Source organism: Escherichia sp. E13S3, from assembly GCF_004212325.1.
In the GTDB taxonomy this organism is placed as follows: domain Bacteria; phylum Pseudomonadota; class Gammaproteobacteria; order Enterobacterales; family Enterobacteriaceae; genus Escherichia.
Genome location: NZ_RHJR01000001.1, coordinates 150,735 through 164,046, shown reverse-complemented (window position 1 = coordinate 164,046; position 13,312 = coordinate 150,735). Strand labels below are relative to the sequence as shown.

Annotated in this window: 9 protein-coding genes and 2 pseudogenes; 3 read left to right on the top strand and 8 right to left on the bottom strand. The window is 52.2% G+C overall.

Annotated features, from left to right (window positions below):
* Positions 1–190 precede the first annotated feature (190 nt).
* Positions 191–2,896, top strand: coding sequence for an HTH-type transcriptional regulator MalT (gene malT, locus D9597_RS00785; RefSeq protein WP_130217682.1), 2,706 nt, complete (start codon positions 191–193; stop codon positions 2,894–2,896).
* A 42-nt stretch (positions 2,897–2,938) separates the two neighbouring features.
* On the opposite strand, the gene rtcA is transcribed toward malT, so the two are convergent.
* Positions 2,939–3,955, bottom strand: coding sequence for an RNA 3'-terminal phosphate cyclase (rtcA, locus tag D9597_RS00780; protein WP_130221420.1), 1,017 nt, complete (start codon positions 3,953–3,955; stop codon positions 2,939–2,941).
* Between the two features lie 3 nt (positions 3,956–3,958).
* Positions 3,959–5,185 carry an RNA-splicing ligase RtcB gene (gene rtcB / locus D9597_RS00775; RefSeq protein ID WP_130221381.1) on the bottom strand — a complete coding sequence of 409 codons (1,227 nt, stop codon included), beginning with the start codon at positions 5,183–5,185 and terminating at the stop codon, positions 3,959–3,961.
* Positions 5,186–5,371: 186 nt separating this feature from the next.
* On the opposite strand from rtcB, the gene rtcR reads away from it, so the two are divergent.
* A complete protein-coding gene (gene rtcR / locus D9597_RS00770) occupies positions 5,372–6,970 on the top strand; it encodes a DNA-binding transcriptional regulator RtcR (RefSeq protein WP_130221380.1) in 1,599 nt (532 codons plus the stop codon).
* Here rtcR and D9597_RS00765 read toward each other — a convergent pair.
* The 3 genes from D9597_RS00765 to glpE are packed head-to-tail and all read right to left on the bottom strand — an operon-like array spanning position 6,952 to position 8,928.
* Entirely contained in the window at positions 6,952–7,710 is a 759-nt protein-coding gene (locus D9597_RS00765; RefSeq protein WP_021550071.1) for a DeoR/GlpR family transcriptional regulator, read from the bottom strand. The two genes, rtcR and D9597_RS00765, sit on opposite strands and share 19 nt — an antisense overlap.
* A gap of 16 nt (positions 7,711–7,726) precedes the next feature.
* A complete protein-coding gene (gene glpG, locus D9597_RS00760; RefSeq protein ID WP_130221379.1) occupies positions 7,727–8,557 on the bottom strand; it encodes a rhomboid family intramembrane serine protease GlpG in 831 nt (276 codons plus the stop codon).
* A gap of 44 nt (positions 8,558–8,601) precedes the next feature.
* The gene (gene glpE, locus D9597_RS00755; RefSeq protein WP_130221378.1) at positions 8,602–8,928 is read right to left on the bottom strand and encodes a thiosulfate sulfurtransferase GlpE; all 327 of its coding nucleotides are present in this window, start codon (positions 8,926–8,928) and stop codon (positions 8,602–8,604) included.
* 189 nt (positions 8,929–9,117) lie between these two features.
* On the opposite strand from glpE, the gene glpD reads away from it, so the two are divergent.
* Positions 9,118–10,623 (top strand): glycerol-3-phosphate dehydrogenase, encoded by a 1,506-nt coding sequence (gene glpD / locus D9597_RS00750; RefSeq protein ID WP_130221377.1) that lies wholly within the window; start codon positions 9,118–9,120, stop codon positions 10,621–10,623.
* A 230-nt stretch (positions 10,624–10,853) separates the two neighbouring features.
* On the opposite strand, the pseudogene D9597_RS00745 reads toward glpD, so the two are convergent.
* From D9597_RS00745 to D9597_RS00735, 3 genes and pseudogenes are all read right to left on the bottom strand, one after another.
* Positions 10,854–11,452, bottom strand: a pseudogene (locus D9597_RS00745) (hypothetical protein).
* 2 nt (positions 11,453–11,454) lie between these two features.
* Complete coding sequence (locus D9597_RS00740; RefSeq protein ID WP_130221376.1) at positions 11,455–12,231, bottom strand: hypothetical protein; 777 nt, start codon at positions 12,229–12,231, stop codon at positions 11,455–11,457.
* Positions 12,232–12,334: 103 nt separating this feature from the next.
* A pseudogene (locus tag D9597_RS00735) lies at positions 12,335–13,311 on the bottom strand (PstS family phosphate ABC transporter substrate-binding protein).
* Between the last annotated feature and the right edge of the window lies 1 nt (position 13,312).

Genomic DNA, 13,312 nt, shown 5'->3' with positions numbered 1-13,312 from the left:
TACGCTGGATCAGCGTAGTTTTAAGATGAAACATTAATAAAGGTTTTGAATTGTGACAGAGTGCAAATTCAGACACATAAAAAACCGTCATCGCTTGCATTGCACAGATTTCTGGCCGACCTTATAACCATTAATTACGAAGCGCAAAAAAAATAATATTTCCTCAATTTCCACAGTGAAGTGATTAACTATGCTGATTCCGTCAAAATTAAGTCGTCCGGTTCGACTCGACCATACCGTGGTTCGTGAGCGCCTGCTGGCTAAACTTTCCGGCGCGAACAACTTCAGGCTGGTGCTGATCACAAGTCCTGCGGGCTACGGAAAGACAACGCTCATATCCCAATGGGCGGCAGGCAAAAACGATTTGGGCTGGTACTCGCTGGATGACGGCGATAACCAGCAAGAACGTTTCGCCAGCTACCTGATTGCCGCAATTCAACAGGCCACCAACGGGCATTGCCCCGCCAGTGAAGTGATGGCGCAAAAGCGGCAATATGCCAGTCTATCCTCACTTTTTGCCCAACTGTTTATCGAACTGGCAGAGTGGCACCAGCCGCTCTACCTGGTTATTGACGATTATCATCTGATCACCAACCCAGTGATTCACGAGTCAATGCGCTTCTTTATTCGTCATCAACCAGAAAATCTGACCCTGGTGGTTTTGTCGCGCAATCTTCCGCAACTGGGTATTGCCAATTTGCGTGTACGTGACCAACTGCTGGAAATTGGCAGCCAGCAACTGGCGTTTACCCACCAGGAAGCCAAGCAGTTTTTTGATTGCCGTCTGTCTTCGCCCATTGAAGCCGCTGAAAGTAGCCGGATTTGCGATGACGTTTCTGGTTGGGCAACGGCTTTACAATTAATCGCCCTCTCCGTCCGACAGAATACCCACTCTGCGCACAAATCCGCACGTCGCCTGGCGGGCATTAATGCCAGCCATCTTTCTGATTATCTGGTCGATGAAGTGTTGGATAACGTTGATCTGGCGACACGCCATTTTCTACTGAAAAGTGCCATTTTACGCTCGATGAACGATGCGCTAATCACCCGCGTGACCGGTGAAGACAACGGGCAAATGCGCCTCGAAGAAATTGAACGTCAGGGACTGTTTTTGCAACGGATGGATGATACCGGCGAGTGGTTCTGCTATCACCCGTTGTTTGGCAACTTCCTGCGCCAGCGCTGCCAGTGGGAACTGGCGGCGGAACTGCCGGAAATTCACCGTGCTGCCGCAGAAAGCTGGATGGCGCAAGGTTTTCCCAGCGAAGCTATTCATCATGCGCTGGCCGCAGGCGACGCGCTGATGCTGCGCGATATTCTGCTTAATCACGCCTGGAGTTTGTTCAACCATAGCGAACTGTCACTGCTGGAAGAGTCGCTCAACGCCCTGCCGTGGGACAGCCTGCTGGAAAACCCACAGCTGGTGTTGTTGCAGGCGTGGCTGATGCAAAGCCAACATCGCTATGGCGAAGTGAACACCCTGCTGGCGCGTGCCGAGCATGAGATCAAGGATATCAGGGAAGGTACCATGCACGCAGAATTTAACGCTCTGCGCGCCCAGGTGGCTATTAACGACGGCAATCCGGATGAAGCCGAGCGGCTGGCAAAACTGGCGCTGGAAGAACTGCCCCCGGGCTGGTTCTACAGCCGCATTGTCGCGACATCCGTGCTTGGCGAAGTGTTGCACTGCAAAGGCGAATTGACCCGCTCACTGGCGTTAATGCAGCAAACCGAACAAATGGCGCGTCAGCACGATGTCTGGCACTACGCTTTGTGGAGTCTGATTCAGCAAAGTGAAATTCTGTTTGCCCAAGGGTTCCTGCAAACTGCATGGGAAACACAGGAAAAAGCGTTCCAGTTGATAAACGAGCAGCATCTGGAACAGTTGCCGATGCATGAGTTTCTGGTGCGCATCCGTGCACAGCTGCTATGGGCCTGGGCGCGGCTGGATGAAGCCGAAGCCTCGGCGCGAAGCGGGATTGAAGTCTTGTCGTCTTATCAGCCGCAGCAACAGCTTCAGTGCCTGGCAATGTTGATTCAATGCTCGCTGGCTCGTGGCGATTTAGATAACGCCCGTAGCCAGCTAAACCGTCTGGAAAACCTGCTGGGGAATGGCAAATATCACAGCGACTGGATCTCTAACGCCAACAAAGTCCGGGTGATTTACTGGCAAATGACCGGAGATAAAGCGGCTGCCGCCAACTGGCTGAGCCATACTGCGAAACCAGAGTTTGCGAACAATCACTTCCTGCAAGGTCAATGGCGCAACATTGCCCGCGCACAAATCTTGCTGGGAGAGTTTGAACCGGCGGAAATAGTCCTCGAAGAACTGAACGAAAACGCCCGCAGTCTGCGGTTAATGAGCGACCTCAACCGGAACCTGCTTTTACTCAATCAGTTGTACTGGCAAGCTGGGCGTAAAAGCGACGCCCAGCGTGTGTTGCTGGATGCATTAAAACTGGCAAACCGCACTGGATTTATCAGTCATTTTGTTATTGAAGGCGAAGCGATGGCGCAACAGTTACGTCAGCTGATTCAACTCAATACGTTGCCGGAACTGGAACAGCACCGCGCGCAGCGTATTCTGCGGGAAATCAATCAACATCATCGACATAAATTCGCCCATTTCGATGAGAGTTTCGTTGAACGTCTGCTAAATCATCCGGAAGTGCCAGAACTTATCCGCACCAGCCCGCTGACACAACGTGAATGGCAAGTACTGGGGCTGATTTACTCCGGTTACAGCAACGAACAAATTGCGGGCGAGCTGGAAGTCGCAGCGACCACTATCAAGACGCATATCCGCAACCTGTATCAGAAACTCGGCGTCGCCCACCGCCAGGCTGCGGTACAACACGCGCAGAAACTGCTGAAGATGATGGGGTATGGAGTGTGAATTTAGCCGGATAACGCGCCAGATCCGGCTGACATCTCTGCATCATTCAACGCTCACTCGCGTTACGCCGTCTGTTTCTGTCAGACTGAACTGCACGGGCAAGAAACGCTCCACCACGGCAATATTGGTCAGCAGATGGCATGAGGGATGGGCGACCGTAAATTGTCCCGCGCCCGCCAGCGCCATCGGCAGAACCAACTGGTCAGCGAGATATTCCCCCACCGCCGCTGGGCTTGCCAGGTAGCGTTTCACCTCTTTCACTAACTGTGCCGCGACCACCTCGGCACTGACGCGCTTTTCACCGACGACAAAAAAGCGTTCGGTGATATTTTCACTTTCGACTTCAAGCGAGACGGTATTACCCGGCCCCTGGTCGCGCGGCAGGTTATGAATATTCTGCTCATGCAGGGAAAAACTACCCACCAGTGTAGCGATTTCACGCTCAGCAACATGGCGCGGCACACCAGCCAGTAGCACCTCTCCACGCATCTGCACAATGTTCCCGCGCTCGCCAAGTTGCAAGGTGTTAAACGATGCCACGGGCGAGACATCCGTTGCCACCACGCCGCCTCCGGCAGGGTAAAAACCGTGGCGTAATAATGTGGTTTGCTGATGAACTCCTATTTTCGCCAGCAGCGGCTCCAGCACCCGGCGGATAAAATCCGCAGGCGGGGCCGACGGGTTATCGGTGCCGCCGCTCACTTCAACACGCGAAGGCCCATCGGCAAACCACAGCGCGGGCAGCACCGTTTGCAGCACCAGCGTACAACTTCCGGCGCTACCGATAGCAAAGCGGTAATCGCCGCCGCGCACGGTACCAGGCCGGAAGACCAGACGCTGCGATCCCAGCTCCGCGCCTTCCACCGTTGCTCCGCAAATTTCCGTCGCCGCCTTTACCGCAGTCAGATGCTGGCGCAACAGCCCCGGTTTCGCCCGCCCGGCACGAATGCCGGTGATGGTAAATGGCTGGCCGGTTATCATCGACAGGCTCAGCGCCGAACGCAGGATCTGCCCGCCGCCTTCGCCCTGTGCGCCATCCAGCGCAATCATCCTTTTCATCATTTATCCTTTTACGCACACCACCTGACGCAGGGTGTAGATAACTTCCACCAGATCGCTTTGTGCCGCCATCACCGCATCAATATCTTTATACGCCATCGGGATTTCGTCGATCACTTCGGCATCTTTACGGCATTCCACATGCGCGGTGGCACGAATTTGATCTTCCACGCTGAACAGTTTTTTCGCTTTAGTACGGCTCATTACCCGCCCGGCACCGTGGCTGCATGAACAGAACGACTCTTCATTTCCCAGCCCACGGACGATAAAGCTTTTCGCTCCCATCGAACCGGGAATAATTCCATATTGACCAGCACGCGCAGACACCGCGCCTTTACGCGTCACATAGATCTCTTCGCCAAAGTGCTGTTCTTTTTGCACATAGTTGTGGTGACAGTTGATCTCTTCCATCGCCAGCGTTTGTGGCTGTCTTACCGTTTTCTGCGTAATGCTCTGCAACGCCGTTACCACGTTTTCCATCATCGCATCGCGGTTAAGGCTGGCAAAAAGCTGCGCCCAGGCCACGGCTTTCAGGTAATCATCAAAGTATTCTGTTCCTTCCAGAAAGTACGCCAGGTCACGCGACGGCAACGTCTCAAGCTGGTCCTGCATCTCTTTTTGTGCCAGATCGATAAAATATGTTCCGATGGCGTTACCGATTCCGCGTGAACCGGAGTGCAGCATAATCCACACCTGGTCCGACTCATCAAGGCAGATTTCAATAAAGTGGTTACCCGTTCCCAGCGTTCCCAGGTGTTTATAGTTGTTAGTGTTAAGGAAACGGGGATATTTTTGCGTTAACCACTGATAACCGGCTTCAAGCTCAGCCCATTTCGCATCGACGTTAACAGGCGGGTTTTCCCATGCGCCTTTATCACGTTTACAACGGCCAGTGGTACGCCCATGCGGCACGGCCGTTTCAATTGCCTGACGCAGCTCCGCCAGGTTTTCAGGCAGGTCTGCCGCCGTTAACGCGGTACGCAGTGCGTTCATTCCACAACCGATATCCACGCCCACCGCCGCCGGAATAATCGCCCCTTTAGTCGGGATCACGCTACCAATGGTGGAACCTTTACCCAGGTGTACATCAGGCATTACCGCAATATGTTTGAAAATAAACGGCATCTTCGCCGTATTAATAAGTTGCTGACGTGCATCGGGTTCTACCGGCACGCCTTTGGTCCACATTTTTACCGGGGCATTTTCAGTGGTCAGTAATTCGTAATTCATTTTGTTTTTCTCTTTTCGTTGGTATGTCCTGATAATTGCAACCATCGTGCCAGAAAATTAAATATGCAGGTTAATTTTTTAATTCATTGTTTTTAAATAGATAAAATCTTTACGTCCGTAAACGGAGATTTCCCGCAAAGCCAATTTACCGATAATGAAATATCGTCTTTTATAAGGATATCTAAGATGCGTAAAACAGTGGCTTTTGGCTTTGTCGGAACGGTGCTGGATTATGCCGGGCGCGGTAGTCAGCGCTGGTCAAAATGGCGTCCGACACTCTGTTTATGCCAGCAAGAATCGTTGGTCATCGATCGACTGGAATTATTGCACGACGCCCGCTCGCGCTCGCTATTTGAAACGCTTAAACGCGATATCGCCAGCGTTTCGCCAGAAACAGAAGTGGTGAGCGTTGAGATTGAACTGCATAACCCATGGGATTTCGAAGAGGTTTACGCCTGCCTGCATGACTTCGCCCGTGGTTACGCGTTCCAACCTGATAAAGAAGACTATTTAATTCACATCACCACCGGCACCCACGTCGCGCAGATTTGCTGGTTTCTGCTGGCGGAAGCGCGTTACCTGCCCGCCCGGCTGGCGCAGACCTCGCCTCCGCGCAAAAAAGAGCAACCCGATAGTCCAGGCGCGGTGACGATTATCGATCTCGATTTAAGCCGTTATAACGCCATCGCCAGCCGCTTTGCCAAGGAACGCCAGCAAACGCTTGATTTTCTTAAGTCCGGCATTGCCACGCGTAACCCCCACTTCAACCGCATGATTGAGCAGATCGAAAAAGTGGCGATCAAATCCCGCGCACCGATCCTGCTTAACGGCCCGACCGGTGCGGGCAAGTCATTTCTGGCGCGACGCATCTTCGAGTTAAAACAGGCACGGCATCAGTTTAGCGGCGCGTTTGTGGAAGTGAACTGCGCCACCCTGCGCGGCGATACCGCCATGTCGACGCTGTTTGGTCATGTAAAAGGCGCGTTTACCGGGGCGCGGGAATCGCGGGAAGGTTTGTTACGCAGCGCCAACGGTGGAATGTTGTTTCTTGATGAGATTGGCGAACTGGGCGCAGACGAACAGGCAATGCTGCTGAAAGCCATTGAAGAGAAAACCTTTTACCCGTTTGGCAGCGATCGCCAGGTGAGCAGTGATTTTCAGCTCATCGCCGGAACGGTGCGCGATTTACGCCAGCTGGTTGCCGAAGGCAAATTTCGCGAAGATCTATACGCACGGATCAATCTCTGGACCTTCACCCTGCCGGGGCTGCGCCAGCGCCAGGAAGATATTGAACCTAACCTGGATTATGAAGTGGAGCGCCACGCCTCACTCACCGGCGACAGCGTGCGTTTTAACACCGAAGCACGGCGCGCCTGGCTGGCCTTTGCGACATCTCCCCAGGCAACATGGCGCGGTAACTTTCGCGAACTTTCTGCCAGCGTCACGCGGATGGCCACCTTTGCCACTAGCGGACGCATCACTCTGGACGTGGTTGAAGATGAGATAAACCGTCTGCGCTATAACTGGCAGGAGAGCCGCCCCTCCGCGCTTACGGCGTTGCTGGGCGCAGAGGCAGAAAACATCGATCTCTTCGACCGTATGCAACTGGAACACGTTATCGCTATCTGCCGCCAGGCAAAGTCGCTTTCCGCAGCTGGACGACAGCTTTTTGATGTTTCGCGCCAGGGCAAAGCCAGCGTCAATGACGCGGATCGGCTACGCAAATACCTGGCGCGTTTTGGTCTGACGTGGGAAGCCGTGCAGGATCAGCACAGCTCCAGTTGAATATGATGGTCCGTCAGCACCTGCATCACGCCCGCTGGCGGCGGGGCGTCGGTGTAGACGGCATCAACCATGCTGATGCTACCCATATTGACCATCGCATTACGGCCAAATTTCGAGTGATCGACAACCAGCATAACGTGACGCGAGTTCTCAATAATGGCGCGTTTGGTGCGAACTTCGTGGTAATCGAACTCCAGCAGCGAGCCGTCGCTATCGATGCCGCTGATCCCCAGAATGCCAAAGTCCAGACGGAACTGAGAGATAAAATCGAGCGTCGCTTCGCCAATGATCCCGCCATCGCGGCTGCGTAATTCGCCTCCGGCGAGAATGATGCGAAAATCGTCTTTTACCATCAACGTGTTAGCAACGTTGAGATTGTTGGTGACAATGCGCAAATTGCTGTGATTGAGCAGCGCGTGCGCCACCGCTTCCGGCGTGGTGCCGATATCGATAAACAGCGTCGAGCCGTTGGGGATTTGCTCCGCCACTTTACGGGCGATGCGCTCTTTTTCTTCGGTCTGGGTGGCCTTGCGATCGTGCCACGGCGTGTTAACCGAACTGGAAGGCAGCGCCGCTCCACCATGATGGCGCAGGATCAGGTTTTGCTCTGCCAGCTCGTTGAGGTCGCGGCGAATAGTCTGCGGGCTGACGGAGAAATGCTCTACCAGCTCTTCGGTGCTGACATAACCCTGCTGTTTAACCAGTTCGATAATACCGTTGTGACGTTGTGTTTGTTTCATTTATAAATCCCTGGAATTATTTTCGTTTTCGCGCATTGAGCGAATCAACAAAAGCCATCGCTAAACCCACGGCTAACCCGGCGATGTGTGCTCCGTTCGCCATCGACATCCCAAACAAATCAAACCATCCGGCAACAATCCAGATCAGCGCGAAGATGATTAACCCACGTTGCAGGTAAATGCCACTTTGCGGATCGCGTTCGCCACGTAGCCAGACGTAGCCCATCAGCGCATACACCACGCCAGAAAGCCCGCCAAACCACGGCCCGCTGAATTTTTGCTGCACATAGCCACTTAACAGGGCGCTAATGAGAGTAATGACAATTAGCTTACCGCTACCGAGGCGTTTTTCCACCGCACCGCCGAGATACCACCACCAGAGCAAGTTAAAGAGGATATGCATTAGTGAGAAATGCATTAACGCATGGGTGAAGTAGCGCCAGAACTCAAATTTCAGCGTCGGATCGAATGGCCAGGCCAACCATAGCATCACGTCCTGATCGCCAAGGATTTGCATGGCGATAAACACCAGCACGCAGGCGATCATCATCACCCAGGTTACCGGACCTGCACGTTCACGCAAGGCAGCAAAGAAAGGATAACGGCGATAATGCAGGCCACTGCCGGTATGGCCCGCCTGCCAGCTGGCAGCGAGATAACGCGGATCAGCCGGGTTTTCGAGAAAACGCGCCAGCTCCGCCCGCACACGTTCAGCCTGGGATTCATCCGCCAGCCAGACATCGCTTTGATTATGTTGTTGAATCGTGAGGATAACACCCTGCGTCGCCATGTAATCGACAAACGCCTGCGCCACGCGGGGGTTAGCAAAAGAGGTAATCATCAACATTGTTGCTGTCGCTTATTCCACACAAAAGGGGACAGTATAAAGCCTTACGCGCCGTACGCCACCTCTGTGGGAAACTGACGTTGCCAGGCTTCAAAACCGCCATCAATGCTATAGACCACATCGTAGCCCTGTTGCAGCAGATACTGCGCCGCGCCTTTGCTGCTATTACCGTGGTAACACATCACCATCACCGGCGTATCGAAGTCGTTATCACGCATAAACGCGCCCAGTGTGTCGTTAGTCAAATGGAAAGCCTGCGCCGCATGCCCCATTGCGAAACTCTGTGGATCGCGAATATCGACCAGCACCGCCTCTTTTTCCTGCAACTTCTGGTGCGCGTCGGCAACGTTAATACATTCGAACTGATCCATGCGTCTCTCTTTCTTTACAAACAAGTGGGCAAATTTACCGCACAGTTTACGTCGAAGCGGCAGATAAACGCCATAATGTTATACATATCACTCTAAAATGTTTTTTCAATGTTACCCAAAGCGCGATTCTTTGCTAATATGTTCGATAACGAACATTTATGAGCTTTAACGAAAGTGAATGAGGGCAGCATGGAAACCAAAGATCTGATTGTGATAGGTGGCGGCATCAATGGTGCTGGTATCGCGGCAGACGCCGCTGGACGCGGTTTATCCGCGCTGATGCTGGAAGCCCAGGATCTCGCTTGCGCGACCTCCTCCGCCAGTTCAAAACTCATTCACGGTGGCCTGCGCTACCTTGAGCACTATGAATTCCGACTGGTCAGCGAGGCGCTGGCCGAACGTGAAGTGCTACTGAAAATGGCCCCGCATATCGCCTTCCCGATGCGTTTTCGCTTGCCGCATCGTCCGCATCTGCGCCCGGCGTGGATGATTCGTATTGGTCTGTTCATGTACGATCATCTGGGCAAACGCACCAGCCTGCCGGGATCAACCGGTTTGCGTTTTGGCGCAAATTCAGTGTTAAAACCGGAAATTAAGCGCGGATTCGAATATTCCGACTGTTGGGTTGACGACGCCCGTCTGGTACTCGCCAACGCCCAGATGGTGGTGCGTAAAGGCGGCGAAGTGCTTACTCGTACTCGTGCCACTTCTGCTCGCCGCGAAAACGGCCTGTGGATTGTGGAAGCGGAAGATATCGATACCGGTAAAAAATACAGCTGGCAGGCACGCGGCCTGGTGAACGCCACCGGCCCGTGGGTGAAGCAGTTCTTCGACGATGGGATGCATCTGCCTTCGCCTTATGGCATTCGCCTGATCAAAGGCAGCCATATTGTGGTGCCACGCGTGCATACCCAGAAGCAAGCCTACATTCTGCAAAACGAAGATAAACGTATTGTGTTCGTGATCCCATGGATGGACGAGTTTTCCATCATCGGCACCACCGATGTGGAATACAAAGGCGATCCAAAAGCAGTGAAGATTGAAGAGAGTGAAATCAATTACCTGCTGAAAGTGTATAACACGCACTTTAAAAAGCAGCTAAGCCGTGACGATATCGTCTGGACCTACTCCGGCGTGCGCCCGCTGTGTGATGATGAATCCGACTCACCGCAGGCAATCACCCGTGATTACACCCTTGATATCCATGATGAAAACGGCAAAGCACCGCTGCTGTCGGTATTTGGCGGCAAGCTGACCACCTACCGCAAACTGGCGGAACATGCGCTGGAAAAACTAACGCCGTATTATCAGGGTATTGGCCCGGCGTGGACGAAAGAGAGCGTGCTGCCGGGTGGTGCCATTGAAGGCGACCGCGACGATTATGCCGCGCGTCTGCGCCGCCGTTACCCATTCCTGACCGAATCGCTGGCACGTCATTATGCGCGCACTTACGGCAGCAACAGCGAGCTGCTGCTCGGCAATGCGGGGGCGATAAGCGACCTCGGGGAGGATTTCGGTCATGAGTTCTACGAAGCGGAACTGAAATATCTGGTCGACCACGAATGGGTCCGTCGCGCCGACGATGCCCTGTGGCGTCGCACAAAACAAGGCATGTGGCTGAATGCGGAACAACAGTCTCGTGTGAGTCAGTGGCTGGTGGAGTATACGCAGCAGAAGTTGTCGCTGGCGTCGTAAATTAACGTAAGGTGGTCAGGTCAGATTTCAATCTGACCTGAGACTGATGACAAACATAAAATTGCCTGATGCGCTACGCTTATCAGGCCTACGTGGTTTATGCAATATATTGAATTTGCATGGTCTTGTAGGCCAATAAGACGTTCATGTCGCATCCGGCATGCACAAAGCGCACTTCGTCAACAATCTGAGGTCAAATTTCAATCTAACCTACTTTTTGATTCAGGGAATTACCGCAAAGCCCACGCCATCATACCCAACGTAACAAAACTCAGACACATTACCCACTCGCCCCACTTCTTCCTCTGGCTTCTATTTTTGCTACGCCACTGGCAATAATATCCCAACGCAAAACCAAGCTGTGCACTTATCGGGCCGACAAAGCCAGTCCACGGTTGGGACCAAAATGGCGAAAAATTCAGTGGGAGCCAGACGACTGTCAGAAAGAAACTGCGCATATTTTCCAGCAAAGCAATTTGCGCTGGCGCGACATAAAAAATGATATTCCACAGGAGCAACCAGAAATAAACTGGTGCAAATACCAGCCAACAATGTTGTCTGCTCTTCAGTTCAGGTGACGTTCTACGCGCAAATTGCCAACCAACACCCACCATTGCACAGAAGAAAACGCATATTCAGCCAACAACCCAAGTTGTAATTGCAGAAGTGAAATACGCCTGATCATGAGCGGGATTGAGAACAGTATTTCCATCAGAAAACTCAGCGTGATACCAAAAGCAGCCAGCGCAACCACCGTCGGCCACACCAACAACGGCACAATAACAAAGCCGAGAATTAGCGGTGGAATATAAAGTCTGATTTTATTCATCTTTATTGCCCTGGTGATTCGGATGATGCGTCATACATCGCGCATAAACACTCATCAATCATCCAGTCATCTTCCCAGACCTGATATCGTGTGCCCTGTTCAGGCTGCCTAAGCGGGTTCTCAATCGCTTGCCGCGAGCGTTCTTTCAGGATGGATTGATTGTTGTCAGCCCAGGTATTGATTTGGGCGGTAATAGCTTTATCGTCATCATCCTGCTCAAAGCTACTATTCTGGATATTCTCTTCCCTGTTATGCCACAGTAAACATGCCACTGACACTGTGGGCTGGTAACCGGGTACAGAGATAACGGCATCAAGCAATGGCGCAAGGGCGATATCGGCACGGAAAAACATTTCCAGCATGTACTGTAATTCGACAGCTTCATCGCCAGATACCCAATCAGCCATATACTGGCAGGCAAATTGCTGCAATATCGCCAGTTCATCCGCACGCCAGTTTGCTTTATTAGCCAGGTTGATACGCCGCAGAGAAAAGACTTCGTGAATATTGTCAAAATACCCCTGCGCAACAAATTCCAGTAGACGCGGCAGAAAATAACGGACTTCATCGCTGTTTTGCGGATCAGGACCAGGACTACTATTCCAGGCATTGATTAAAGAATAAGGGATCGCTCGTAACGATGTATTCCGTAATGCCTTTTGTTCCTGCTGACTCAGGCAATATTCACAACAAACCACAAATTGCTTCGGCACCGGATAACGGTGAAAGGTGTGATATATCTGCTCAATTAATGCCTGCATGGCGGGGCTGGGTTGCATAATTACCCCCTCGCCCGCTGGTCGCGTGTAAACGGTTGATAAACAAAACGAGCATTCGCCGCGTTCAGGCGAATAATGGTAGTATCCATATTATTTCCCTGCTCTAAGGTTGCGTTTTATACAGCGGCACATAGCCCACATCCTCTACCAATTGCTGCCCCTCGGGCTTAAAAACCAGTCAACGAATTTCTGCGTTTCCGGCGTGGGGTTTTCACGCGTCACCATATAGGCATCCACAACATAGGGATAAGATCCGTTACGAATATTTTCCTCTGTAGGCGCAACGCCGTTTATAGCCAACAGTTTGATCTGTTTGCGCATTTTAAGCATATTGTCATTCATACGTGTGACGTAATAGTGGAAGGTGTATCCAATGGAAGATGGTGTATTTTGGTAGTCGGCGACTTCGGTAATTAAACCGCCCATAAGATCAATAACAGTGGATTTTTTGGCTGGCAGCATTGGAGTATCTTGCATAACCAGTCCCTTCATAACCGTTTGGCTTCCTGAATCTTCTGGCCGCTGCCAGACTTTTATACTTTCGTCACTGCCGCCCACTTTATTCCAGCGACTCACTTTACCGCTAAAAATGTCTTTGACCTGCCGTTCGCTAAGTGAATTAACCGGGTTTTTGATATCAACGATAAAGACAAAGGCTTCGCGGGCAAACGCGGTATATTTCAGCTTAACGCCCGCTTCTCCTGCACGTTTTTTCTGCCCTTCAGAGGGTTGCGCGACAAAAATAACAGTCGCAGTACCTTTAATCAGACTATCGTAGGCTTCCGCTGTTCGGGTTTGCTGTAAACCATACGCCTGCCAGGCCAGCGAGGTTTGATCCGCATCTTTCGGCTCCGGTACTAATTCATAATATGCAGAAGCATACAGCGGGTATAAAGCTGTTGCACCGTACACTCTCGGCCATCTTGTCCAATCTTCGCTGTAACGGAATTCAGGTTGTCCCCGCAGAGACGTCAGGCCATGGCTCTCTTCTTCCCTGACGCTGTTATAGTACCCTTCCCGGTCGGCGCATCCCGCCAGTAATACTGCACCTAACAGTAAAACGCCTGTGAATTTATTCATC